Below are 21,242 nucleotides of genomic sequence, written 5' to 3' on the forward strand. Positions count from 1 at the left end.
TCGCTCGACTTGCAGCCAAAAGGCTTGCCTGCTCTCCCTCCTGCCATCTTTTAATCCGTCGAACTCACGTCAGATTATTTCGCCGCGCAAAGCAATCCCCATTCACTACAACGATTACACGGTTTTTAAGTCACCCTTAGATGATTTTATCAAAGCAGTGCAGGATGCAGGGTTGGCAAATCGAGTCGATTATCTTAGCCACGGCGAAACCTACGTCTTTGATGTCAGTACCGCTGCTCGGTTACCATGAGGGGACTAGACTTGCGCTAACCAATTTATTAACCCATGCCTAACCCATGCCTAACCCATGGTTGCGGATGCCTTCGGCAACCTTTAGCAAGAGGCGGGTAGACCACTCGCCAACGTCTGTAACTCATTTTTTACCCGTTTAAATGGGTAAGAATTTTAGGCGATCTTCTCTTCTAAAGGCTGGCAAAAATTTTGTACCCCTGACTTGAGAACGTAGAGCGCAACAGGGACAGCAAGGCGAGTAGGCAATTCGGTATGTTCTACGATCGCGTCGATGATGCCCCCTGCTAACCCGTCTTCTAGCCCTTCTTTAAGGTCTGCTCGACACAGCACATGCCGCCACCGCTTCGAGAGTCCTTCGATCCAGCGCTCGTTGTTTTCTGGTTCTTGCCCTGAGCGAATGGCTAAAGAAATCGCCGCATCTTCTAGATCTCCGTCGCAGTCTTCAATCACTTGGAGAGCATCGAGGGCAGCAGCATGACCGGCTAATTCTGTGCGATAAAAGTCGAGTTCTTCGGGTAAAATCATGAACGACATAGAAATCCCTTTGTTAAAAGGAAGGTTGCTTTGCGATCGTAGCACTTTGCCCCCCAAATTCGACTGGCAACCTGTTTCTAGAAAGCGAAGTGAGATGCCTCTAGAGCCACAAAATTAGCTTAGATGCCTCTATTTTTGCTGATCTAAATGCTTTGCGATCGCGCCCATAATCTGACTTAGATCGAAAATTGTCTGTTTCATTTCTGAAACATCATTCGATAATCGATCTAATCGAGATTCAAGCTGTTTAATATCAAAATTGAGCGATGTTTGCCACAGCGAAGACTTTAATGCAGAAAGAATCTTTTCAACAGTAGAAAAGTTGGGATCATAGTCAGGATCGTTTAGAATGCGATTGATTTGCTGAGTATATCCTAAATCACTCCCTCCATTTTCTTTTGCAATTTGGGCTGAGATTTTGCGAATACTCATGCCTTGAGTTTTCATCAATTCTCGAATGACCTCCACCACATGTTCTTGCATAATTGCCCTTACTTCAATTAATCTATTAGCTGAGAACTTGAATCAACTTAGCGACCTTTTCTCAATCGGGGAAGGTCGTTTTTCTAACTTATCGTTCGTTGCTAATATCCAAACAAAATCTTGAGTGCCTAAGAAACTATAGACCATAGATCTCCCCATAAAAAAGCAGTAGAACACAGTGCTCTACTGCTCAACCTTTACCCAGAAAAACAAGTCTATAGACCTACCAACTCACGGGAATCAAGCCCGGCAAGTTGCTGAGCGATGGAGAGGCGTGCCTCTAACTTTGCCACGCTAAACTCATTACGCAAATGCTCTAGATGCGCCAACGCATTTGCTTTTTCGGTGGAGGCACGGTTGAGCGCATCCACAGCATGAGCATATTCCTGATTCACTTGCAACACTTCAAAGCGGCGGGCTTTGCGCTGGTTGTCATTTTTAAGAGCCGTTTCAAAGGCGACGACCAAATCCGCATTACCTTCTAGCCGGGCAAGGTGTTGGCGAATCTCAGCGATATTTAGATCTAACTCGTTAACGTGGTGGGCAGCCTGCGCGATCGCGGCAGGATATTGATTTAAACGAAATTTCATGACTCAACATTCCTTGAACGTAAAAGGGTCAGTAGCCAAAGAGTCCCACGGACTACAGACTACGAACAGCAGAGGCTAGGAACAAATAGGAAATTAAAAAAGCGGGAGATTGAAAAAAGCAACCACGAACCTGAGAGAGACCTACGCCACAAGCTCCTGTAGCTGAGGCAGAGCAGCGCGAGACGATAACTCAGACATACTCGGAGATGACATTTGAGACTGAGGCGCAGCTTTCTCTAAAATCTGAACTTCAATATTTACGGCAACCAAGTAAGAGCCTGACTGATCATCAACTGCCTCGGCAATTAACTCAGCAAAGGCAGGACGATCAGCAGTGATTGGATCTCTCAAAGAGCAGCGATCCCATTCGTACTTGGCAGCGGGGTCAAGGTGGAGAATGTAATGCTTCGTCATGGAAAAAGAACCTGAATCATTTGTACTAATGTACTAATTGTAGTGCAGATTCACGACAACTGCAACCATCCATACGGTCTGCCTTTCCGCCTCATTTCTTGCTTTTAGAGAGCAAAAGCAGGAGCCTGATGGTCTGCTGTGGCACGAAGAAGATGCTAAGCAGACGAAGGCACTCATCTCAGCTTGAGACCACGAATGGAGTCGGGTGTGGCACTCGTGGTTCTAAGCTACCCTTTGGTCAGGAACAGGCTTGTGATCCCACGAACGTTCTACCCAACGCTCGGCGGAAAGTTGTTGCTGATCGACTCGATCCCAATGTGCCAACAAAGTAGCGATCGCAGCCGTTCCAAAAAGTTTTATCTCGTAAGGAAACGGTTTGAGCATCTGAGCACGCCGAAGCTGAAACCGATACCCACAACTTGCGAGATGCAAGGCAAAATTCTGCGCTTGAGGGAGTTTCTCAAAGCCAAAATAGGTTCCTGCTTCAGAATCTGGCACCGCACGAAACGGAGTTTTGACAACTAAAACCCTGGGGGAAAGATATTGCCCGACTCGTCCTTTTTGAAGCGAAAAGAAGCGTCCGACTTGCATAGACTATAGTTAGTTCACATATCCCTATTGTAGTTATTCTTCACTACGTCTTTTTAGGTAAAACTGGAGGGATAACCGTCTCGTTTCTGGTGAGTTGCAGAATAAAACTAGTGGTCTGTCAAGGTTGAAATGTGGGACTAGGAGGAGACGGAGAGAGAGGGAGAGGGGGAGTCTAGTAATTGAAACCATCCACCCCTCTATCCCTCAACTCAAAGTTGATAATCTACTAGGGTGAGGGCAGTTTGAAGGCTAGATCAAAGACTGCCAGACTAAATATCTGCAATTTAGCCAGCCTCGACTCTATTAGCGCCAATCCTTATTTACCATCAACAACCCGGAGGCGCTGAGTCACCATCGTTATGCCGCCATGACGGACGAGAACTGCTGAAATCCATTGCGACGTAGGGGTTTTTGGAGCGCGACCCACCTTAAAGACACCCCCAGACGAGAGCAACTCCAGGTCAACAGTGGGAAACGTTAGATAGCCATTTGCCGTTACAGGTTCTTCGAGCACCGAGCCTAAGAGCAAATCATTTTCCAATGGCTCCTGCACGATCGCATCAAAACTAAATTCTTGCCCAGGTCTAACCTGACTGGGAAGATTGATTTTCACCGAGGGCGGATTCTGACCCGATGTAATGCGGTTGTTCTCAGCTATCACATCTTGCCGGACAATCTGATTATTCTCAATTTTGTGGCGCGTCTCTAGAGAGGCATCAAGCTTGAGTTGCTGACCATTCACGGTTTGCGTGCCAGTGATATAAGTCACCGTTTCAGCCTGAATGCCCGACGCGATCGGTTGCCAAGATTTCAACTCTGTCCGGTAGGTCAGTTGAGGATGCTGCTTCCACAACTGGGTTAAAGACTGCTCCAGGGTTTGGCGGGTTAAGCCATCAGAGTGGGTGAATTTAGGACTGTAATACTGAAGAACACCAGCGACATTCTTGTTTGTTGCGGCAGTATCAATTTGTGTCAATACTTGTTTGAGGGCGGCGGGAGCGGTTTCTGGAGTTGCAGCATCAGCACGATTCAGGGGCAACTGGTTCAGCGCGATCGCAACTCCAAACGTCAGGAAAAACGCTGTTTTCCAAGACTTCAACCTTGACTTTGCAACAAGCACTAAACACATGGGGGCGGTTGGCAAAGTCGAAAGGTAACGCATAAGGCACCGTCTAAGACAAGGTAGACTTCCAGATAACTATACACTGCAACTGCTCTGAACAGCGAAATTTTTGCCAAATCGTGGATTTCATAGATTTAGGACTGACGCACTGGCAGCGGATTGGCTAACAGATGTACCGGATGAGAAGACTAGGTACTGTTTCATCCGTTCATTCGCGACCTCCGCTCTCCCATCCGTTGCCAACGAAAAAGTGTTACATCAGTCCCAAGATTTTTAGCCCGTGCAAAAATCAAGGAGAGTGTATGATTGCTCTATTATTTTTTGCCATTCAATTTTTGCCCTAACCTGTGCAACCTCCTCCCGCTCAGCCCCCTGATCTGCGTCCCCCCACTTTGCCCCGTTTGCTGATTGCCGCAAGTGGCACTGGAGGGCATCTATTTCCCGCGATCGCAACTGCCGAACAGCTTGCCGACTACCAAATCGAATGGCTGGGCGTGCCCGATCGCCTAGAGACAAAACTGGTGAGCGATCGCTACCGCCTGCACACCGTCAAGGTAGGAGGCTTTCAGCAAAAGCTGGGACTCGGAACGCTTAAAACGCTACTGGGGCTGATGGGATCAGTTTTCAAGGTTAGAAAACTGCTACGAGAGGGTCAGTTTAGTGGCGTGTTTACCACGGGGGGTTACATTGCTGGACCGGCTCTTTTTGCAGCGCGATCGCTAGGCTTACCCGTGATTTTGCACGAGTCGAATGCTCTTCCTGGAAAGGTAACGCGCCTATTTGCGCCCTGGTGTTCAACGGTGGCACTTGGCTTTGAGTCGGCAACCAAGTACTTGAAGAATGCAAAAACGATTTGTGTTGGCACACCCGTGCGATCGCAGTTTCGCTCTGCCCCAGACCCAACCGCATTGAAAGACTTAGCCATCTCCAAAGAGGCTCCCTTAATCGTGGTCGTGGGCGGCAGCCAAGGAGCCGTGGCATTAAATCAATTGGTACGGCAGTGCGCCCCCGCATGGTTTGAAGCGGGCGCTTGGGTGGTTCACATCACAGGAGAAAGTGACCCAGACTTACGTGGGCTAGCTCACCCGCACTACCGGGCGTTGCCGTTCTATCACAATATGGCAGCCCTGTTTCAGCGCGCAAATTTAGCGATCAGTCGAGCCGGGGCCGGGACGCTGACTGAACTAGCCGTGACTCACACGCCTTCGATTTTGATTCCGTATCCGTTTGCCGCAGAAGATCATCAGACTTATAACGCCACTGTTTTTGCAAACGCGGGGGCAGCGATTCTCTTTCGTCAATCAGAGCTAACCCCAGACATGCTTCAAAATTCTGTACTGACACTGTTGAAAGAGCGGATGCGCTTAGATCAAATGGCAGAGCGAGCCGCAGCGCTTGCCGTGATCGATAGCGCTGAGCAAACCGCGCAACTTGTGCGAGACAGCCTAGCGCCGCGATCAGCGACGATGAGCAAACCAGGTTTGTAGCTGTTCGCGGCAGGCAGATTCTAGAATGCCACTCAGCACGGGGACACGATGATTCGATGCCAGACTATCGGGCAAATTGAGCACCGTCCGAATGGCACCCGCTTTTAAATCGTCGGCTCCATACACCAAACGCCCTAACCGCGACAGCACGATCGCACCTGCACACATCGGGCACGGTTCTAAGGTGACGTAAAGCGTACAGTCGTTGAGATGCCAGCTTTGAAGGGTTTGCCCGGCGGCTCTGAGTGCTAAAATCTCGGCATGGGCAGTTGGGTCGCGATCGCGCTCTCGGCGATTTTGTGCCTCAGCAATCTGCCTGCCGTGAGCATCTACAACCACGGCTCCTACAGGCACATCTCCTTGCGCTCCTGCGAGTTCGGCCAGTTCCAACGCTCGTTGCATCCACTCCCGATGCTTGAGATACTCAGGATGATCGATCGGGGGCGGGGGAATGTGGTACGGCAAGCATTAATACTCAACACGATGATGGATTCAAACGATCGGGCAGAACGTCTTAGACCCTGTTTTTTAAACCCTCAAAAACAGCCCTCCTCTTAATAAAAGGAGACACCCCCTCTTAACCTCTTTTTCGCCCAGTGAAGAAACCAGGCATGAGGGCTGCCAGAAACTTTGCATTAAGTCTTAATCTACTATAATCTGCCTCAACGTCTCTTGCTTTAACGGCTAATTTTCTGTCATGTCTTCCTTGACTATTCTCGCGCAATATCTTTCCGGCGAATTTGAGAACCGAGAGCAGGCTATGGCAAGTCCGGCTTGGTTTGTCCATCTACGCATGTGGCAGCGTCCTGTTCCTCTGTTTAGCCAAGACAGCATCACCTTGTTTGCTGAACAGGCCAATATTATCAATCTAGACCATCCTTACCGCCAACGCCTGATGCGCTTGCAAGAGCATCACTCTGAGATCAGCATCCAGTACTATGCTTTCAAAGATCCCGCCGCCGTGAAAACCGGGGGGCAGCACCCTGAGTTATTGGAAAACCTCACCGAAGACCACATCACCCTTCTGCCAGGATGCCTTCTTCAGGTGACGCAGAACGCCGATTGCTTTGTTGCCGCCCCTGCGTCTGAGGCGTGCTGCCGTTTTTCATACCAAGGCAAAACGATCCAAGTTGCGTTAGGGTTTGAAGCGAGGGCAACCCAGTTTTTGAGCTACGACAAAGGGGTTGATCCAGAAACCGGAGCCGCGCTGTGGGGCGCATTGATGGGGGCTTATACCTATAGCAAGCAGCGCCTACTTTAGGACATGATGTGGCACAGTGCCATCAAAGCAGCGGCTCCGAGCCGATCTACAACATTTTGAGTAGCTGACAAAACGCTTGAAAGCCTGTTCGCTTTGTTTCTATCTCGGCATCAACGAGCCTGCCTAGAAACTCAGCAACTACAACGGCTTGCTACAGTGGGATCTCGTCTTTTATCTGCCCAGACTGCAATATTTCTTCAGCCTAATTTTCTAGATTTCTCGATAAGCCTTCCAATGCCTCTTCTTCAGTTTCAAAAATCTCAAAGACTGAATCCATCATCGTTACTTCAAACACAAGTTTTGCTTCAGGATGCACGTCGCAAATGCGAAAACTTCCTCTAAACTTATCAGCATCGCGCATTCCAGCCACTAGAGAGGTAAGTCCAGAGCTATCAATAAAATTAACCTGCCCTAAGTTGACAACGATGTGATTGCTTTGTTTCACGATGCAGTCTTGCAGTTTGAGCCGAAATTGCCACGCCGTTGTAATGTCTAGGCGACCTGACGGCTGAAGAATAACAACGGCTGTGCCATCTTGAGTGGTGTAGGTTTTCTGCTCCATTTGAATTGCCTTCTGCTCCATGTAAACCATTAGACCTCCTTTAGCGCGATCGCATAGGGCTTGGTAAAAACCAATCGCCGCGATCGTAAGCAACTAAGCTAGTTAGCCCACAAGCCGCAGAAGGCTAACGTAGGTTTGAGGCTTGGTATGCTTTTTAGGCAAGGAAGCAGGTTTTTATAAGAAACAACGAAGGACAGCGAATTCGATCTTGTTAACGCATTTTGAACAAAATCATAAATAGTGTGACCTAACCAGACGAGACTTTAGAGCAAGACTTTAGATTAGGACTTTCAATGGTTTGACCAGTTCACCCAATCTTGAGGCTTCAAAAAAACGTCATAGAGCCGAGCTTCTGCACTTCCGGGTTCTGGCTCAAAGCCATATTCCCACCGTACTAGAGGCGGCAATGACATCAAAATCGATTCGGTACGCCCGTTGGTTTGCAAGCCAAAAATGGTGCCGCGATCGTAGACCAGATTAAATTCAACATAGCGTCCGCGCCGATAGAGTTGGAAGTTGCGCTCGCGATCGCTGTATTCCATCGTGTGGCGGCGTTCTGCGATCGGGACATAAGCTGGCAAAAACGCATTTCCGCAAGACTGCACAAACGCAAACAACTCTTCCCACGTCCGATTCTGCACCGCGCCCACTTCCTCGCTCCGCCGCGCCGCCGGGGTATCCAACTGCGAACCCGGATAAGAAACGGGGTACAACACTCCCTGGGTATCTTGATAGTCAAAGAAAATTCCACCGACGCCGCGCGTCTCGTTGCGATGCTTGAGGTAGAAATATTCATCGCACCATAGCTTAAAGGTGGGGTAATACTCCGGGTGGTGAGCATCGCATACTGACTTGAGGGTGTGATGGAAATGAATGACGTCTTCTTCAAAAGGATAGTAGGGCGTCAGGTCAATGCCACCGCCAAACCACCACACCGGACCTGCCTCAAAATAACGATAGTTGAGGTGAACCGTTGGAATGTAAGGATTGCGAGGATGCAAAACCATGGAGGTGCCGGTCGCGTAAAAATGGTGACCTTTCGCTTCCGGACGCTGCACTAAGATTGAGGGTGGTAAATCTTTTCCCCAGACCTCCGAAAAATTGACGCCGCCTTGCTCAAAAATCCTTCCTTCGCGCATCACCCGCGATCGCCCACCGCCACCTTCTGGGCGTTCCCAACTGTCTTCCTGAAATTTGCCTGCTCCATCCACCGCTTCTAAGCCTTGACAAACATTATCTTGAAACGATTTGAGCCAATGGCTCACGCGATCGCGAGAATCCGACGGTGGCAGTGCTTGGGAGGTCGTCTTTTCTGAGGTGGAAAAAGCAGTCATATATCGCGGTTCCTGAACAGAAAATAGCGTTTTATGGGGTTCGGAAATGGCACAACAAAGTCTCTGCAACCCAACCTTGCAACCGGGCAACCTCTAGAAATCCTCTCGCTCCTCGCCCCTTTGTTGCAAGAGAGGGAGACAAGAGATCCGAGTTTTCCCGTCTCCGCAGGAAAAGGGCTACCCTTCAATCATTGCCTTGGTTTTGTGCAGTTTATTCAGACTACCGTGAATTGGCGCTGAAAAGCACTTTTGCCTGTTCGGAAAAACGCTAAATTACTGATGATTAAGCCCCTCTGAGCCTCGTTAAGTTCTGTGAACTCACTAGGGTTTGGCAGCCGGAGCGAGCCTTCATTTCTTAAGCTTGAACAAGCTGTATCTAGGCTCCTGACCAAGGGCTGACTCTAAACTGACTCTTGCCTCAGCTTTTAGAAAGATGACAACTCCAGGCGTCGATCGCTTAGCATATTAGACTGCCTGATGGGTCGATCGTCACTTTGTTATCTCGTTCTAAGGAGAATCGCCATGTTTCATACTCCGTGGAAATTCTTCCGATGCAAGCACCGCCGTAGGCAGCGATTAGCGCAAAGCACAACTGCGGAGCGATCGCTTGCCAAAACCTACCAAGCAGTCAGCACTGCCTCGGCAGATGTTTTGTGGGAGAAAATTATCGATTTGGATGATGTGTCATGGCATCCCTTATTATCGAGCACCAACGTACCGCGAGGGCTGGTTGCCAAGCCAGGGCTAATTTACGAAGCGGTGACGCGGCTCTCCCCGTTTCCAATTCGGATCTTTGTTGAGCGGGTTGATCCCGGAGAACTTTTGAAGGTTCGGGTTTTGGCGATTCCGGGCATGGAAGAACGGGTAACTTATGAAGTTAAATCAACCCTGTGTGGTACCCGAATCACTTACTCTATGACGCTGCATGGATGGCTGTCCCCGTTGATTTGGTCAATTATCAAGCCTTATGCGGCGAGAGTTGCCTCAGATTTAGCCCAAGCGGCAGAGCATCCTGAGCCAGAACTGCGGCGCAAGTCATCTCAGCAGGGTTGTTTTGATTTCTAACCTGTGTTTGAGGTGGAATCAAGGTCGAATCGATAAGAGGGCATCCGCATAACGGTAAGATCGAAAAGACGCTGTTTTGCTGCGCGATCGCATCTTGCTTGAAAAATGCTGACAACACTTAATTCTGAATCTGTTTTAGAAGTCCTTAGACCCGTTCAAGACCCTGAACTGCAAAAGAGTTTGGTGGATTTGAACATGATCCGCAATGTCAACATTGAGGGCGGAAATGTCAGTTTTACACTGGTGTTGACGACGCCTGCCTGTCCGTTGCGTCAATTTATCGTTGAAGACTGTGAGCGGGCGATCAAAACGCTACCCGGCGTGGAGCAGATCCAGGTCGATGTGACGGCAGAAACCCCTCACCAAAAAGGGCTGCCCGATCGGACAGGGATTGACGGCGTTAAAAATATCATCGCGGTTTCGAGCGGCAAGGGCGGTGTTGGAAAAAGCTCTGTGGCGGTCAATGTCGCGGTGGCGCTAGCACAAATGGGGGCAAAAGTTGGACTGATTGATGCCGATATTTATGGACCTAATGCGCCAACCATGCTGGGGCTAGAAGGCTCTCAAATCGCCGTTCGGCAGTCTCCCCAAGGCGAAGTGCTTGAACCTGCGTTTAATCATGGCGTCAAGCTCGTGTCGATGGGGTTTTTAATTGATAAGGATCAGCCCGTGATCTGGCGCGGTCCGATGTTAAACGGCGTCATTCGCCAATTTTTATATCAAGTGCAGTGGGGCGACTTAGATTATCTCATCGTCGATATGCCCCCCGGTACCGGAGATGCTCAACTCACCATGGCTCAAGCTGTGCCGATGGCAGGAGCCGTGATCGTAACGACGCCTCAGACCGTTGCCCTGCTTGATTCTCGTCGCGGCTTAAAGATGTTTCAGCAACTCAATGTGCCGGTGCTTGGCATTGTGGAGAATATGAGTTACTTTATTCCGCCAGACATGCCCGATAAGCAGTACGACATCTTTGGTTCTCAAGGTGGCGAAAAGACGGCTCAAGAACTGAACGTGCCGTTGCTGGGCTGTGTTCCGTTAGAAATTGCGATGCGTCAGGGTGGCGATCGCGGCGTGCCGATCGTAGTTGCCGATCCGGATTCTGCCTCTGCCAAGGCGTTAAGTGCGATCGCAAGTCAAATTGCAGCGAGAGTGTCGATTGCTGCCCTCGCCTAATGTTCGATCCGTACTTTCAAGGATAAACGGTTAGCATGAGGGTTTAAATGATTCCCAATTCCCACAGTTCAACCTCCACCCCCAACCGAGTCATGTTCCGTAAATCCAAACCGGTTTTACCGCCTTATCTCAAAGGGCTACTACAGCCTTGGAAAGATATGGATTGGTTGCTGTTTACCGTTCCGATTTGCTTAACGATTCTAGGTGGTCTGATGATCGGCAGTGTAGAGGCAAATGCGAAGCTAACCGACTGGTGGCGGCATTGGATCACAGGCAGCATTGGTATTGGACTGGCGATGCTGATTGCTCGTTGGCGCTATGATCAACTGTTGCAGTGGAAATGGTGGGTCTACGGTATCACAAATGGCATGTTGCTGCTAGTGATGTTTTTTGGGACAGAAGGGCTGGGCGCACAGCGGTGGATCAACGTCTTCGGATTTTATCTTCAGCCCTCCGAGTTTGCCAAGCTTGGCATTATTATTACGATCGCGGCGCTGCTCCATCAGCGATCGGCGTCTACGATTCCGATGGTGATCAAGGTGTTGACGGTTGCTGGCATTCCCTGGGTGCTGGTGTTTGTTGAGCCGAATTTAGGAACATCGCTCGTGTTTGGGGCGATTACCCTGGGGATGCTCTATTGGGGCAACGCCAATCCTGGATGGCTTTTGCTGCTGGTGTCTCCGGTGATCTCAGCCATTTTGTTTAACATGCTGCTGCCGGTCTGGGGCATCGGTATTGCTGCGATCGCGCTGTGGATCGCGCTAGTTGGCGTCATTGCCTGGAAAACCCTGCCCTGGAAAACCTATGGCACGTTCGCCCCGGTGGTGCTCAACTTAGTGGCAGGCGGCTTGGGGCGCTTTTTGTGGGAATTTGTGCTCAAAGATTACCAAAAAGACCGGCTCATGATGTTTCGGAACCCAGAGCAAGATCCGCTCGGCGGAGGGTATCACCTGATTCAGTCTAGAATCGCGATCGGGGCAGGCGAATTTTGGGGACGGGGACTCTACAAAGGCACCCAGACGCAACTCAACTTTATTCCTGAACAGCACACTGACTTTATTTTCACCGCGATCGGAGAAGAACTGGGCTTCATCGGAGCCGCTGCCGTTTTACTGGCATTCTTGCTGATTTGCTACCGGCTGCTGGTGATTGCCCAAAACGCCAAAGATGATTTTGGGTCGCTGATTGCGATCGGTGTTTTCTCGATGATTATCTTTCAAGTCACAATCAATATCGGCATGACAATTAATCTTTCACCCGTAACTGGAATTCCGCTGCCTTGGCTCAGTTATGGAAATGCCGCCTTGCTGATGAATTTTCTTGCCCTTGGGCTGGTCGAATCGGTCGCCAATTTTAGACAACGCCTGAAATTTTAGACAAAATGTAGGGATCGATTACCACTCGTGAATCACGGCTTGTACACTTGAGAAGATCCAACCTCTGCTTCATTAATTATGCTTTTACCTGGTGCTGCTGTCCGTGTCACAAATATTAATGATACCTACTACGGGTTTCAAGGATTGGTGCAACGCATTAGCGATGGCAAAGTTGCCGTTCTGTTTGAGGGCGGCAATTGGGATAAACTCATCACTTTCCGCATGTCAGAACTGTCGCCGGTCGAGAGCGGCAGCAAGAAGAAAAAATAGCGTATGCGTCTTCCCCTTCCTCAATTTGCGGCTCAGTCGCGATCGCCCGACCACATTGCCGAGGTGATCGAAACGGCAACGACCGAATTTTTATGTCAGTGCCTAGATCCCGATGATCTGAGTTTTCCGGTGATGCCTCCGTTTGGCAGTTGGGTGAAATCGATCGACGAAGAAACGGGAAACGTGATCTATGCGGTGGTCTACCATGCCACCACTAGCCCAATCGACACGGTGCATCGGGCAAGAGCATTGGGGATGTCGCTTCAAGAATTGCGAGAACAACAGCCGCAAATCTTTGCCATGCTGAAGACCGAATTTCGCGCGGCGATCGTGGGTTATCGATCTAGCCCAACCCAGAAAAACGGCTCTTCTGCCTTAGAAGGCGTATTCCAACACTTGCCACCGCGCCCCCCCCAAATTCACCAAGCCGTGCATCATTGCACCGCCCCAGAAGTGGTAGGATTTAGCGATCAGCTTGATTTTCTAAGAACCCTGCTGCAAGTTGGAGGCGCTCCGGTTGATGCCCTCACCGCCGCCACCATTCGAGAAATTTACCAACTCAGAAAAGCTGACCGTGCTTGGCTTGTGCAAGCCGGGCGCATGCTAAGTTTGTTACTCAAAGACGACTACGATCGCTTGCGGGTGATCCTCAGCCAGATTCATCTTTAGGTGGGTTGTAGGACAAAACATCACCCGGTATCTGTAGGGTTGTGATGGAATGATTTCAGCTTATCTCACCCAAACATATAACCCAAACTAGTGCATGCTACTAATTGCAAGTCCGGCTCACCAAGAACCCATTGTCCCTTTTGTTATCCTGCTTACTGTGATCTTGGTGATTCCTCTTTTATTTGAGCGGATTCGCTTGCCCGGATTGGTTGGGCTGTTGGCAGCAGGCGTCGCTCTTGGCTCTGACGGGTTCCAGGTTCTCAATCAAGAATCAGAATCGATGCGGCTCTTATCAGATATTGGGTTAGTTTACCTGATGTTTGTCGCGGGCTTAGAAGTCGATATCGGGCAGTTTAATCAAACTCGCGATCGCTCGATGGGATTTGGCACGTTTACCTTTCTGGTTCCTTTAGTGACTGGGATCGGGGTCGGGCGGCTATTTGGGTTTGACTGGAATGCAGCGACGCTGATCGGGTCGTTGCTGGCATCGCATACGCTGCTGGCATATCCGATCGTGAGCCGATTGGGCGTAGTTGGCAATGAGGCTGTTACCGTCACCATCGGTGGAACCATTTTTACTGACATTGGCGCATTGCTCGTCCTAGCCATTTGCATTGGTATCAACGCGGGTGACTTTTCTCCGCTCAAGCTGGTGATTCTCCTCGGTTCGCTAGCAGTTTATACCGTTGTGATTTTGGTGGGGGTTGATCGGGTTGGGCAAGAATTTTTCAAGCGCTCTGGCAACGATGAAGGTAATCAGTTCTTATTCGTGCTGCTGGCGCTGTTTTTGGCATCTGTTGGTGCCCAACTGATTGGGGTTGAGAAGATTGTCGGTGCATTCTTATCGGGGCTAGCCGTAAACCGCGTCGTCGGAGATAGCCCGGTTAAAGAAAAAATTGTATTCGTCGGGAGCGTGCTGTTTATCCCGATTTTCTTTGTCAATATGGGGCTGCTGATTCGGATTCCAGCCTTTATCAAGAATTTTACGAGTCCCCAACTTTTTGGGCTAACTGCTGCGATCGTTCTGGGCTTGATTGGCAGTAAATTTGTTGCTGCATTTTTCGCCAAACTCGCCTACCGCTACACCTGGCAAGAAGCGCTAACCATGTGGTCGCTGTCGCTGCCCCAAGTTGCTGCAACGTTAGCGGCGACGCTCGTTGGCTATCGCGTTGGCATGCTGACCGAAGGGGTATTGAATAGCGTGATTGTCCTCATGCTGGTGACATCGATTTTGGGCCCCATTCTCACAACCCGCTTTGCCGACGGGTTGAGAACGCAAAACCTCCCACCTGAAGTGCTTGATCTCACGGCAGAGTCAGGGTTAGCCGCGATCGATCCGTCGCGAATCATCGTGCCGATCTCTAACCCTGACACCGAACGGTATTTGCTGGAAATGGCTGCATTGATTGCCCATCAACAGTCTGGGCAGATTGTGCCGTTTGCGATCGCGGTGCATCATGGGCAACTCGACACGCCTCAGTTGCAAGCTGCCATCAAACGCAGCGAAACCCTGCTAGACAACGCCGTCAATATCTGTAAAGAGTTAAACGCTGAAGTAGAGGCAGTACTGCGGATTGATGACAAAATTGCTCAGGGCATTAGTCGATCGAGCCGAGAACAAAATGCCAGCTTGATCGTGATGGGCTGGCAACGGCGCAGTCGCTTTCAAGAACGGCTGTTTGGTAGCGTGATTGATAGTGTGCTGTGGGCATCTCACTGCCCTGTGGCGGTGACTCAGTTGCTAAAGTCGCCCTCTGATATGCAGCAAATTTTAGTTCCGGTAGAAAACCTGACTCAGCGATCGTTTGCCGCGCTGCAACTCGCCCAGACGATTGCCACAGAAAATCAGGGACGGCTGATCATTTTGCACATTTGCGATCGCAAAACATCTGCTAGCAAACAAGCCTGGATTCACTCTCAGCTTCTGCTTTTGAGCGAGAAAAATCATCCAGCCTATGAGTCTGAGGTGCAGGTTGTTCCCAGTGATGATGTTGTTAAAGCAATTTTGAGTGCTGCACACTCTAGCGATTTGGTTGTGCTGCGATCGTCCCGCCGTTCTAGCAGTGCTGGAGGCTTATTAGTCGGTGACATCACGTTTCAAGTGGCTCAGCAAGTGCCCTGTTCAGTGGTGATGCTAGGCGAGCCAGAGCGGATCGCGAGGGCAGTTTTAGCAAACCCAAATTTGTAAGCTTTCCAGTTAACCCTTGGCTCCCCGTTGACAATCTCAGTTAACCCGCTTCTCAAGACACCGCTTGACATTGCTTTCGCAAATGGCTCGAGTGGTCTGTCAAGATTGAAATGATGAACTGGGAATCGATGAGTGGATGAGTGGATGAGTGGATGGGTAACATCTCTATCTACCCTCTACCCCTCAACTCAACGTTGACAATCTACTAGGAGGCGTTGCTGAATTTCTGTGTGAAATCGCCCTCAAGGAAAGCAATTTTTGTGCAAAGTTGCTCAGATTGACTTGAGTTTGTTTGAATAAGGATGTGAAATTCTATACAAGCCAGTATTATGCTGGCGGTAAGCTTGCCTGGGAAGCAACTCGATAAAGTCGCTCCCTAATATCCACCGTTGACCGACAATGATAGTCAACACGGGTGCATACGCGATGACAACTCAAGAACCAACTTCCGACCCACCAGTTCGGATTTTACTGATTGAGGACAATGAAGCGAATCGGCGATTGATGAATGACTACCTCAGTTATTGCGGGTACAGTGTGCTAGCGTTAGCTGAAGGTCGCCCATTTGAGTCGGCGATCGCAGAGTTTGATCCTCAAGTGATTCTGCTTGATCTAAAACTTCCTGATATTGACGGCTATTTTCTCTTAGAGCGGCTTCAGCAGCATCCGGAGTGGCAATCTATTCCGGTAATTATTGTTTCTGCCTATGCATTTCAAAAAGATCAGCAGCGAGCTTTGAACTTGGGCGCAAGGCGATACCTCGTTAAACCGATTCGTTTAGCAGATCTGATTGCAGTTATTCGCGAAGAGTTAGCCAGATCCCAATCAGGAGGTGAAGAATAACCCATCAACAAAAATGAGGAAGGTTGGAAACGACGTTCTGAAAGTCGCCTCAACCTTGCCTCACGGTTTGTACTGTCCCAATTTTTTGATGCACTCTTCCGGTCAATCTTCTGTTCAATGCTTCATAGCGGCTCAATTGCGGCTCAATTATCGATGGCGGGTTGCGGAAAGCTCTACTCCATTTTGCTGGCTTGCAATATATGTTTCGATCGTTCTACCGAGATCTTTCACAGCATTGCCTGATTCTAAAATTTGTATTTCTAGGGATGAAACTAACAGCATCGCGGTCTGTAGCTGACTGAGAGCCGTTTCTAAGCTCTCGCGAGTTTGGTGCTCAAATTCTTCTAAATTCATATTTCCGTACTGACAAGTCTGAATTGATACCTATGACTATAATCACTACGGTTCGGTGATCGGCAGTGGAAACGGAGCGGATTGATTTAAAATTTAAACAATGCTTCCTCTATATAAAGCTTTGAAGTTTACTTAACCTCTGTGACTTCATCCACCACTACCCTTGCTCTCATTCAAGACCCTGATCGCTTGGCAGATCGTCTCAAGGAGATTCCCCAAGCACCGGGCGTCTACTATATGCGCGATCGCAGCGATCAAATTCTCTACATCGGCAAATCGAAGCGGCTGAGATCGCGCCTGCGATCGTATTTCAATGGTCACGATACGCGCCCTCGCATTGCCCTGATGATGCGGCAGGTGATGGAGATCGAGGTCATCGTTACTGATACCGAAGTCGAAGCGCTGGCGCTAGAAGCAAATCTGATCCGGCAGCACCAGCCCCACTTCAATGTGCTGCTCAAAGACGACAAAAAGTATCCCTATCTCTGCATTACCTGGTCTGAGGACTATCCTCGGATTTTTATCACCCGTAAACGGCGGATGGCAAAGGAGCGCGATCGCTATTATGGACCCTACACCGACAGCCGCACGTTACGAACAACGCTTCACCTCGTCAAGCGCATTTTTCCGCTACGGCAACGCCCACAGCCGTTGTTTAAAGATCGTCCTTGCCTAAATTACGACATCGGTAGATGCCCTGGGGTATGCCAGTCGATGATCTCTCCAGACGATTATCGCAAGACGGTTCAGAAGGTGGCGATGATTTTTCAGGGACGAACGAGCGAATTAGAGGAGACCTTGACGGCGCAAATGGGAAGAGCCGCCGAAGATCTCAATTTTGAACATGCCGCACGGCTACGGGATCAGATCGCCGGACTAAAAAGCCTGGGGGCTGAGCAGAAAGTGGCATTGCCCGATGATACGGTATCGCAAGATGCGATCGCGCTTGCCTCCGACGAAAACCACGCCTGCGTTCAACTCTTTCAAATTCGCGCCGGTCGCCTAGTGGGGCGGTTAGGATTTGTTGCCGATGCCCAATCTGGAGAACCGGGAGCGATTTTACAGCGCGTATTAGAAGAACACTATCAGAGCGTCGATCCGGTTGAGATTCCCGCCGATATTTTGGTGCAGCATGCCTTGCCAGATGGGGAAATGTTGGCAACCTATCTCAGTCAGGCAAAAGGTCGAAAAGTTGCGATCGTGCATCCGCAGCGCCAAATGAAAGCCGAATTGCTGGAAATGGTGGAGCGCAACGCAGAATTTGAACTCGCTCGAACTCAGAGATTTGCTGACCGAAATGCCCAAGCCATGCTCGACTTGGCAGAAATTCTCGACCTGCCAGAATTGCCGCGCCGCATTGAGGGCTACGACATTTCCCACATTCAAGGCTCGGATGCGGTAGCCTCCCAGGTTGTCTTTGTCGATGGCATTGCGGCAAAACAGCATTACCGACACTACAAAATCAAGAATCCTAAAGTGGCATCTGGGCACTCAGACGATTTTGCCAGTATGGCAGAAGTGATTTCTCGCCGCTTTAAGAAGTACGCAAATGCCAAGGCTCGGGGCGAAACCCTGATTCCTGCGTCCCAAACGTCGGCGCTCAACGCGCAGGTTTCATCGTTGGCAGATTTGCCTGACGTTGTGATGATCGATGGCGGCAAAGGTCAGCTTTCAGCCGTAGTCAGCGTTTTGCGAGAGATGAATTTGCTAGAAGAGGTCAAAGTTGTGAGCCTTGCCAAGCAACGCGAGGAGATTTTCTTGCCAGGAGAATCGCAGCCATTGCCTACTGAGGCAGATCAGCCCGGAGTTCAGCTACTCCGCCGCTTGCGAGACGAGGCACACCGATTTGCCGTCAGCTTCCACCGTCAGCAGCGCACGACTCGTATGCGGCGATCGAGCCTGGATGAAATTCCGGGGCTAGGACATTATCGCCAAAAGCAACTGCTCGCAGAGTTTCGATCGGTTGATTACATTCGCGAAGCTACTCCGGCTCGACTGGCAAAGGTTCCAGGGATTGGTTCTCACGTTGCCCAGCAAATTTATGACTACTTTCACCCCAGTGAGAAAGAGATGGCAGCAGATTTGACCACAGATGAGACAGATTAAGTGCTGTTGATACTGGTGGTTTGTCAAGATTGAAATGGGGGACTAGGAGGAGAGGGAGAGTCTAATAATCGGAACATCCACTCCTCCACCCCTCAACTCAAAGTTGACATTCTACTAGCCACTTGTGAGATTGCAGGGAGGATCTACCGATGCTTACCTGAGCCGCTATCTAGATGAGTCAGCAACTTGAAGCCCTCATGATTGTGAGTTCTGAGCTACCATAAAGAAAAGTAAAGCAGTCTGAAAAGAAGAGTTTAAAGCCATGGTGCTATTTGGATTTGGCAAAAAATCATCGCTGCCGACGCCCGACGAAGCCCTACCCGGACGTGCAACCCAAATGCCCGTTCCCGCCAAGCATTTTGTAAATGGCAATCCGCTCAAGCCACCGTTTCCCGCCGGGATGCAGATGGCAATGTTTGGGTTAGGGTGCTTTTGGGGTGCTGAGCGAGTTTTTTGGAAGCAAAATGGCGTGTTTACAACCGCTGTCGGCTATGCGGCAGGCACGACGCCAAACCCGACCTACCAAGAAGTTTGCTCTGGAATGACGGGTCATAACGAAGTGGTTTTGGTTGTGTTTGATCCCAACGTGATTAGCTACGAGCAACTGCTAAAACTTTTTTGGGAAAGCCACAACCCGACTCAAGGAATGCGTCAGGGCAACGATCGCGGCACTCAGTATCGATCGGGCATTTACGTTTACTCAGATGAGCAGCGTCAACAGGCAAAGGTTTCTCGTGATGCGTATCAAAAAGAGCTTCAAAAGTCAGGCTATAGCGAAATTACAACTGAGATCTTGGAAGCTCCTGAGTTTTACTACGCCGAAGATTACCATCAGCAATACCTTGCCAAGAATCCGGGTGGATATTGCGGTTTGGGAGGCACAAAGGTTTGCTATCCCGCAGACGCTGAGGTCAGCGAAAAGTCTTGATCAGCTAGTTTGAATTAAATCGTTGTACGGGTTGGGTAAAACATTGCATGGATACCTGCGCTGTTGCAGGGCAATGTCTGCATAAATATACATATAATTGAGCGATGCAGTTTACCTGGGATGAAAATAAGCGGCAGTCGAATCTGGTTAAACATGGATTTGACTTTGTGGATGCCTCTCAGGTTTTTGCAGGAGCAACGTTGACGTTTGCAGACGATCGCTTTGCCTATGGTGAACAGCGGTTTATTACACTTGGGCTTCTATGCGGGCGAGTGGTGGTGATTGCCCATATGGAAAGTCAGGATAAAGTTCGTATCATTGTCAATGCGGGAGGGAACTAAACGTGAGCAACGCATCTTCTTCAAAGACCTCTCAGACGAATTGGGAGCGGATTGATGCTATGAAGGATGAGGAGATTGATCTATCTGATATTCCAGAGGTGACAGCCGCACAGATGGAACGGGCAGTGTTACGTGTGGGCGGCAAACCTGTTGAGCGCGGCAAACAGCGGGTCAATATGTTTTTAGATAGTTTCGTTGTGGAGTATTTCAAGGCAAAGGCTGGCGATCGCGGCTATCAAACGCTGATTAATGAAGCATTGGGCGAGTACATCCGCAATCACGATCTGAAGGAAGAGTTGCGTCAGATTGTTCGAGAAGAGCTAGAGCGATCGCAGCATCGATTGTCATAACTGTCTGTGCTTACTCCTATATAAAGTGCGTTTAGCGCAGAGCGCAACTCCGAGGGAACCGTACCTAGTATTCATACTGCGATCGCTTCCACTGCTTCACTCATGCGATCGCTTGCAGATTAAAATGAGAAGTGTGGATAGGGAATCAAGGGGAACTGTGAGATTAAACAACATTGAGTTGCCGATGGATCAGGTGAAGGCATTTTGCGATCGCTGGCAAGTTGCCGAGTTTGCTCTGTTTGGCTCTGTTTTGCGCGATGACTTTCGAGCCGATAGCGATATTGATGTGATGGTCTCTTTTCTACCAGATGCTCATCCAACCCTCTTCACGTTGGTGGATATGAAAGAAGAGTTGCAAAGCCTGTTTGAACACGAGGTTGATCTAGTAACACGAGGTGGCATTGAAAATAGCCGCAATCCTTATCGACGCAATCAGATCCTATCCACCGCAAAGACCATTTATGAACAAGGACGATCAGTATCTGTATGACATCTTGGATTCTGCTAGGCTTGCCATTTCCTATGTGGCTAACCAAACCAAAGAAGCGTTTTTGTCCGATATCCAGACTCAAGATTCTGTGAATCGACGGCTTATGATCATGGGTAAAGCGGCAAATCGGATTTCGGAAGAAACTCGTCAAGCCATGAACACCCTTCCCTGGAGACAGATGATCGGAATGCGTAATCTCCTTGTTCATGAGTATGATGATGTCAATCTAAGTGTGATTTGGGATACTGTAAAAACTGATTTGCCTCAGCTAGTAGTAGCACTTGAGGCGCTGCCTTTTCAATGAAGCGATCGCACAAGCAGAGTTGCTGATCGCCCTCACTCCCACTACTCAACTGATGCGATCGCCTAACAATGCAGTGCACAATTGCCCTTTTCCTAACTGTCACACTGCGCGATCGCTTTCCTTTACTTCTTTACCCCTGACAAGGTATTTT

26 protein-coding genes are annotated in these 21,242 nt (G+C 49.5%); 16 read left to right on the plus strand and 10 right to left on the minus strand.

Features of this window, described 5'->3' with window-relative positions; all coding sequences use genetic code 11:
- Positions 1-250, plus strand: a 250-nt coding sequence (locus GS601_RS20990) for a hypothetical protein (RefSeq protein WP_202925251.1), incomplete at its 5' end; no start/stop codon positions are given.
- 155 nt (positions 251-405) lie between these two features.
- On the opposite strand, the gene GS601_RS20995 is transcribed toward GS601_RS20990, so the two are convergent.
- From GS601_RS20995 to GS601_RS21020, 6 genes are all read right to left on the minus strand, one after another.
- Positions 406-786, minus strand: a complete 381-nt coding sequence (locus GS601_RS20995; RefSeq protein ID WP_162425252.1) for a hypothetical protein — start codon at positions 784-786, stop codon at positions 406-408.
- Between the two features lie 129 nt (positions 787-915).
- A complete protein-coding gene (locus GS601_RS21000; protein WP_162425253.1) occupies positions 916-1,269 on the minus strand; it encodes a helix-turn-helix domain-containing protein in 354 nt (117 codons plus the stop codon).
- Positions 1,270-1,484: 215 nt separating this feature from the next.
- A complete protein-coding gene (locus GS601_RS21005; RefSeq protein ID WP_162425254.1) occupies positions 1,485-1,859 on the minus strand; it encodes a hypothetical protein in 375 nt (124 codons plus the stop codon).
- A 141-nt stretch (positions 1,860-2,000) separates the two neighbouring features.
- Entirely contained in the window at positions 2,001-2,273 is a 273-nt protein-coding gene (locus tag GS601_RS21010) for a hypothetical protein (RefSeq protein ID WP_162425255.1), read from the minus strand.
- A 222-nt stretch (positions 2,274-2,495) separates the two neighbouring features.
- Positions 2,496-2,864, minus strand: a complete 369-nt coding sequence (locus GS601_RS21015) for a hypothetical protein (protein ID WP_162425256.1) — start codon at positions 2,862-2,864, stop codon at positions 2,496-2,498.
- 316 nt (positions 2,865-3,180) lie between these two features.
- Positions 3,181-4,026, minus strand: a complete 846-nt coding sequence (locus GS601_RS21020; protein WP_238393423.1) for a nuclear transport factor 2 family protein — start codon at positions 4,024-4,026, stop codon at positions 3,181-3,183.
- Between the two features lie 308 nt (positions 4,027-4,334).
- On the opposite strand from GS601_RS21020, the gene murG reads away from it, so the two are divergent.
- Positions 4,335-5,474: an undecaprenyldiphospho-muramoylpentapeptide beta-N-acetylglucosaminyltransferase gene (gene murG, locus GS601_RS21025; protein ID WP_338017102.1), complete on the plus strand. Its 1,140-nt coding sequence runs from the start codon at positions 4,335-4,337 to the stop codon at positions 5,472-5,474.
- Here the strand turns inward: murG and tadA are convergent.
- Positions 5,445-5,939: a tRNA adenosine(34) deaminase TadA gene (gene tadA / locus GS601_RS21030; RefSeq protein WP_238393424.1), complete on the minus strand. Its 495-nt coding sequence runs from the start codon at positions 5,937-5,939 to the stop codon at positions 5,445-5,447. The two genes, murG and tadA, sit on opposite strands and share 30 nt — an antisense overlap.
- 232 nt (positions 5,940-6,171) lie before the next feature.
- On the opposite strand from tadA, the gene GS601_RS21035 reads away from it, so the two are divergent.
- Positions 6,172-6,735: a chromophore lyase CpcT/CpeT gene (locus GS601_RS21035; protein ID WP_162425257.1), complete on the plus strand. Its 564-nt coding sequence runs from the start codon at positions 6,172-6,174 to the stop codon at positions 6,733-6,735.
- Positions 6,736-6,937: 202 nt separating this feature from the next.
- On the opposite strand, the gene GS601_RS21040 is transcribed toward GS601_RS21035, so the two are convergent.
- Complete coding sequence (locus tag GS601_RS21040; RefSeq protein ID WP_238393425.1) at positions 6,938-7,390, minus strand: STAS domain-containing protein; 453 nt, start codon at positions 7,388-7,390, stop codon at positions 6,938-6,940.
- A gap of 197 nt (positions 7,391-7,587) precedes the next feature.
- Entirely contained in the window at positions 7,588-8,631 is a 1,044-nt protein-coding gene (hemF, locus tag GS601_RS21045; RefSeq protein WP_162425258.1) for an oxygen-dependent coproporphyrinogen oxidase, read from the minus strand.
- 522 nt (positions 8,632-9,153) lie between these two features.
- Between hemF and GS601_RS21050 the strand changes: the two genes are divergently transcribed.
- The 7 genes from GS601_RS21050 to GS601_RS21080 all read left to right on the plus strand — a co-directional run bounded on the left by GS601_RS21050 (position 9,154) and on the right by GS601_RS21080 (position 16,218).
- Positions 9,154-9,696 (plus strand): SRPBCC family protein, encoded by a 543-nt coding sequence (locus tag GS601_RS21050; protein ID WP_162425259.1) that lies wholly within the window; start codon positions 9,154-9,156, stop codon positions 9,694-9,696.
- Between the two features lie 105 nt (positions 9,697-9,801).
- On the plus strand, positions 9,802-10,872 hold the full coding sequence (locus tag GS601_RS21055; RefSeq protein WP_162425260.1) for an Mrp/NBP35 family ATP-binding protein: 1,071 nt from the start codon (positions 9,802-9,804) through the stop codon (positions 10,870-10,872).
- A 47-nt stretch (positions 10,873-10,919) separates the two neighbouring features.
- Positions 10,920-12,248: a rod shape-determining protein RodA gene (gene rodA, locus GS601_RS21060; protein WP_338017103.1), complete on the plus strand. Its 1,329-nt coding sequence runs from the start codon at positions 10,920-10,922 to the stop codon at positions 12,246-12,248.
- Between the two features lie 78 nt (positions 12,249-12,326).
- A complete protein-coding gene (locus tag GS601_RS21065) occupies positions 12,327-12,518 on the plus strand; it encodes an NAD(P)H dehydrogenase subunit NdhS (protein WP_162425261.1) in 192 nt (63 codons plus the stop codon).
- Between the two features lie 3 nt (positions 12,519-12,521).
- Positions 12,522-13,187, plus strand: a complete 666-nt coding sequence (locus GS601_RS21070; RefSeq protein WP_162425262.1) for an HAS-barrel domain-containing protein — start codon at positions 12,522-12,524, stop codon at positions 13,185-13,187.
- A gap of 166 nt (positions 13,188-13,353) precedes the next feature.
- Positions 13,354-15,375: a cation:proton antiporter domain-containing protein gene (locus GS601_RS21075; RefSeq protein WP_420800316.1), complete on the plus strand. Its 2,022-nt coding sequence runs from the start codon at positions 13,354-13,356 to the stop codon at positions 15,373-15,375.
- A gap of 426 nt (positions 15,376-15,801) precedes the next feature.
- A complete protein-coding gene (locus tag GS601_RS21080) occupies positions 15,802-16,218 on the plus strand; it encodes a response regulator (protein WP_162425264.1) in 417 nt (138 codons plus the stop codon).
- 147 nt (positions 16,219-16,365) lie between these two features.
- Here GS601_RS21080 and GS601_RS21085 read toward each other — a convergent pair whose 3' ends face one another.
- A complete protein-coding gene (locus GS601_RS21085; protein WP_162425265.1) occupies positions 16,366-16,572 on the minus strand; it encodes a hypothetical protein in 207 nt (68 codons plus the stop codon).
- 141 nt (positions 16,573-16,713) lie between these two features.
- On the opposite strand from GS601_RS21085, the gene uvrC reads away from it, so the two are divergent.
- The 6 genes from uvrC (at position 16,714) to GS601_RS21115 (ending at position 21,091) form a co-directional block, all read left to right on the plus strand.
- Positions 16,714-18,678 carry an excinuclease ABC subunit UvrC gene (gene uvrC / locus GS601_RS21090; RefSeq protein ID WP_162425266.1) on the plus strand — a complete coding sequence of 655 codons (1,965 nt, stop codon included), beginning with the start codon at positions 16,714-16,716 and terminating at the stop codon, positions 18,676-18,678.
- 262 nt (positions 18,679-18,940) lie between these two features.
- Complete coding sequence (gene msrA, locus GS601_RS21095; protein ID WP_162425267.1) at positions 18,941-19,606, plus strand: peptide-methionine (S)-S-oxide reductase MsrA; 666 nt, start codon at positions 18,941-18,943, stop codon at positions 19,604-19,606.
- Positions 19,607-19,710: 104 nt separating this feature from the next.
- Positions 19,711-19,947 carry a BrnT family toxin gene (locus GS601_RS21100; protein WP_238393426.1) on the plus strand — a complete coding sequence of 79 codons (237 nt, stop codon included), beginning with the start codon at positions 19,711-19,713 and terminating at the stop codon, positions 19,945-19,947.
- A 2-nt stretch (positions 19,948-19,949) separates the two neighbouring features.
- Positions 19,950-20,297: a BrnA antitoxin family protein gene (locus GS601_RS21105; protein WP_162425268.1), complete on the plus strand. Its 348-nt coding sequence runs from the start codon at positions 19,950-19,952 to the stop codon at positions 20,295-20,297.
- Between the two features lie 157 nt (positions 20,298-20,454).
- Entirely contained in the window at positions 20,455-20,787 is a 333-nt protein-coding gene (locus GS601_RS21110) for a nucleotidyltransferase family protein (RefSeq protein WP_338017104.1), read from the plus strand.
- Positions 20,759-21,091: a HepT-like ribonuclease domain-containing protein gene (locus tag GS601_RS21115; RefSeq protein WP_162425269.1), complete on the plus strand. Its 333-nt coding sequence runs from the start codon at positions 20,759-20,761 to the stop codon at positions 21,089-21,091. The genes GS601_RS21110 and GS601_RS21115 overlap by 29 nt, the downstream gene beginning before the upstream one ends.
- Positions 21,092-21,242: the final 151 nt, after the last annotated feature.

It is taken from the genome of Myxacorys almedinensis A, from assembly GCF_010091945.1.
Lineage (GTDB): Bacteria > Cyanobacteriota > Cyanobacteriia > Leptolyngbyales > Leptolyngbyaceae > Myxacorys > Myxacorys almedinensis.

Excerpts from the sequence above, each read along its gene's own strand:
- GS601_RS20995 (WP_162425252.1), bottom strand. The coding sequence starts at position 786 with ATGTCGTTCATGATTTTACCCGAAGAACTCGACTTTTATCGCACAGAA.
- GS601_RS21000 (WP_162425253.1), bottom strand. The coding sequence starts at position 1,269 with ATGCAAGAACATGTGGTGGAGGTCATTCGAGAATTGATGAAAACTCAA.
- GS601_RS21005 (WP_162425254.1), bottom strand. The coding sequence starts at position 1,859 with ATGAAATTTCGTTTAAATCAATATCCTGCCGCGATCGCGCAGGCTGCC.
- GS601_RS21010 (WP_162425255.1), bottom strand. The coding sequence starts at position 2,273 with ATGACGAAGCATTACATTCTCCACCTTGACCCCGCTGCCAAGTACGAA.
- GS601_RS21015 (WP_162425256.1), bottom strand. The coding sequence starts at position 2,864 with ATGCAAGTCGGACGCTTCTTTTCGCTTCAAAAAGGACGAGTCGGGCAA.
- GS601_RS21020 (WP_238393423.1), bottom strand. The coding sequence starts at position 4,026 with ATGCGTTACCTTTCGACTTTGCCAACCGCCCCCATGTGTTTAGTGCTT.
- GS601_RS21035 (WP_162425257.1), top strand. The coding sequence starts at position 6,172 with ATGTCTTCCTTGACTATTCTCGCGCAATATCTTTCCGGCGAATTTGAG.
- hemF (WP_162425258.1), bottom strand. The coding sequence starts at position 8,631 with ATGACTGCTTTTTCCACCTCAGAAAAGACGACCTCCCAAGCACTGCCA.
- GS601_RS21050 (WP_162425259.1), top strand. The coding sequence starts at position 9,154 with ATGTTTCATACTCCGTGGAAATTCTTCCGATGCAAGCACCGCCGTAGG.
- GS601_RS21055 (WP_162425260.1), top strand. The coding sequence starts at position 9,802 with ATGCTGACAACACTTAATTCTGAATCTGTTTTAGAAGTCCTTAGACCC.
- rodA (WP_338017103.1), top strand. The coding sequence starts at position 10,920 with ATGATTCCCAATTCCCACAGTTCAACCTCCACCCCCAACCGAGTCATG.
- GS601_RS21065 (WP_162425261.1), top strand. The coding sequence starts at position 12,327 with ATGCTTTTACCTGGTGCTGCTGTCCGTGTCACAAATATTAATGATACC.
- GS601_RS21070 (WP_162425262.1), top strand. The coding sequence starts at position 12,522 with ATGCGTCTTCCCCTTCCTCAATTTGCGGCTCAGTCGCGATCGCCCGAC.
- GS601_RS21080 (WP_162425264.1), top strand. The coding sequence starts at position 15,802 with ATGACAACTCAAGAACCAACTTCCGACCCACCAGTTCGGATTTTACTG.
- GS601_RS21085 (WP_162425265.1), bottom strand. The coding sequence starts at position 16,572 with ATGAATTTAGAAGAATTTGAGCACCAAACTCGCGAGAGCTTAGAAACG.
- msrA (WP_162425267.1), top strand. The coding sequence starts at position 18,941 with ATGGTGCTATTTGGATTTGGCAAAAAATCATCGCTGCCGACGCCCGAC.
- GS601_RS21100 (WP_238393426.1), top strand. The coding sequence starts at position 19,711 with ATGCAGTTTACCTGGGATGAAAATAAGCGGCAGTCGAATCTGGTTAAA.
- GS601_RS21115 (WP_162425269.1), top strand. The coding sequence starts at position 20,759 with ATGAACAAGGACGATCAGTATCTGTATGACATCTTGGATTCTGCTAGG.